This is a genomic window from Vibrio sp. 1557 (genome assembly GCF_033340175.1).
GTDB classification, from domain to species: Bacteria; Pseudomonadota; Gammaproteobacteria; order Enterobacterales; family Vibrionaceae; genus Vibrio; species Vibrio alginolyticus.
The window spans coordinates 1-1934 of record NZ_JAWOVZ010000073.1; the positions used below are offsets into that span (position 1 = coordinate 1).

The window sequence follows — 1934 nt, forward strand, 5'->3', positions numbered from 1 at the left end:
AACCACGTGACTGGTGACGCTCTCTTCTTCCTGATTCAGCGTATGAGCGAACCACTTCTTTTGTCCCATCAACAAGAGTGGCGTGGTCACCATCGATAGGCTCACCACAACCAACAAAAACGCCACTTGTTCTTTGGATAAAATGCCTTCTTGGCTTGCCGCGGTGAAAATCACAAAAGCAAACTCACCACCTTGGCTCAAGATGGCGGCCATACGGCTACGTGCTTTTTCTCGCACTCGACCCGCTCTGGCTAGGGCGTACAACACCAAACCTTTCACCACAACCAAAGCCACCACCGCACCAAGAATTTCAAGAGGATGCAACGCCAGTAAGCCTAAGTTTACCGCCATGCCAACCGCGATAAAAAACAGACCAAGCAGCAAGCCTTTAAACGGCTCGATAGCGATTTCTAGCTCATGGCGATATTCACTTTCGGCCAGCAGCACTCCAGCTAAGAAAGTTCCTAGCGCCATGGACAAGCCCAGTTTTTGCATCACCACCGAAATGCCTAGCACCACCAAGAGTGAAGCCACGGTAAATAGCTCGCGAACCCCACTCATCACGACAAAACGAAACAGAGGGCGCAATAAAAAGTGACCACCAATCAACAAGGCTACGACACTGCCTAAAACGGTAAAAGCATCGAACCAACTACCTACATTCTGTTCACCAGCCAAAAGCGGTAACATAGCCAACATCGGTATGACGGCGATATCTTGAAAAAGCAGCACAGCAAAACCAGACTGCCCGGTTTCGGTGCCATTGCGGCCTTGCTCTTCAATCACTTTGAGTGCAATGGCCGTAGAGGAAAGGGCGAGCCCCATGCCGATGACCAAACTCACCTGCATGCTCAAGCCAAACAAACTGACAATGCTACCAATAACCGCCGTCGTCACTACAACTTGCGCGCCGCCAAGACCTAAAATCGGCCCTCGCATTTGCCATAATTTTTTCGGGTTCAATTCCAAGCCAATTAAGAACAGCAGCAACACCACCCCGAGCTCGGCAAAATGCAGAATCGCATCGACATCGCTAATCAGGCGTAATCCCCATGGGCCAATCAATACCCCTGCCAACAAATAGCCAAGCACCGAACCTAAGCCAAATCGCTGCGCCAAAGGAACAGCAATCACCGCCGCCGACAGAAACACGACACTGCTTTGTAGAAACTCACTGGTTATCGCCATGCTGACCTCCTTGGTGCAACGCTTCCCACTCATCAAGAGGATTACTCAGCCATCGACGATACTGCTCCGCGTGTTCATAGCGTTCAATATCAGAAACATTGCGCGACCAATACAACACCAGCGGCTCCATCCAATGCATCTGACATAGTGCCGCCGTCAACTCGAACGGTTGCAGAATCTGCTCTAACGGATACTTGTTATACCCCCTAGCACTGAAGGCTTCTTCTTTACCACCCGTGGTGATCACACTGCGCCAATATTTGCCTTCCAGTGCAGAACCGTCGCCAAACGCAAAGCCCTTGCCGAGTACTCGGTCTAACCACTCTTTCAACAACGCCGGACATGAATACATATAAAGAGGATGATGAAAGACAATCACATCATGATTCATCAGTAGATCATGTTCGTGATTCACATCGATAAAGAAATCAGGATAAGCGCCATAAAGATCGTGCACCGTCACGTGCTCAAGTGATTGCACTCGCTTTATCATCACTTGATTGGCAATGGAGTTGTGTGGCTCTGGGTGAGCATAAATGACCAGAACTCTTGGGAGAATAGACGCTGCTACAGCCAAATGGTCGTCCTTGTGGTGATTTTTATCCGTTATCAAATTGTTATACTTTTTTGTATAGCATAATGCAATTAAAGCTCAGTGATCGACTTTTCCCGTCAATAGCCCTACTATTCATCGCGAGATCAACGACCAAGAAACGCGCGCTGCGCAAAGTGAACAAAAACCCTAT

2 protein-coding genes are annotated in these 1934 nt (G+C 48.9%); both read right to left on the minus strand.

The window, feature by feature from the left end; translation table 11 throughout:
* Positions 1-1188: monovalent cation:proton antiporter-2 (CPA2) family protein (locus R7070_RS24620; protein ID WP_318141336.1), on the minus strand; the 1188-nt coding region annotated here is incomplete at its 3' end.
* Entirely contained in the window at positions 1172-1765 is a 594-nt protein-coding gene (gene kefG, locus R7070_RS24625) for a glutathione-regulated potassium-efflux system ancillary protein KefG (protein ID WP_005480062.1), read from the minus strand. The genes kefG and R7070_RS24620, both read right to left, overlap by 17 nt.
* Positions 1766-1934 lie beyond the last annotated feature (169 nt).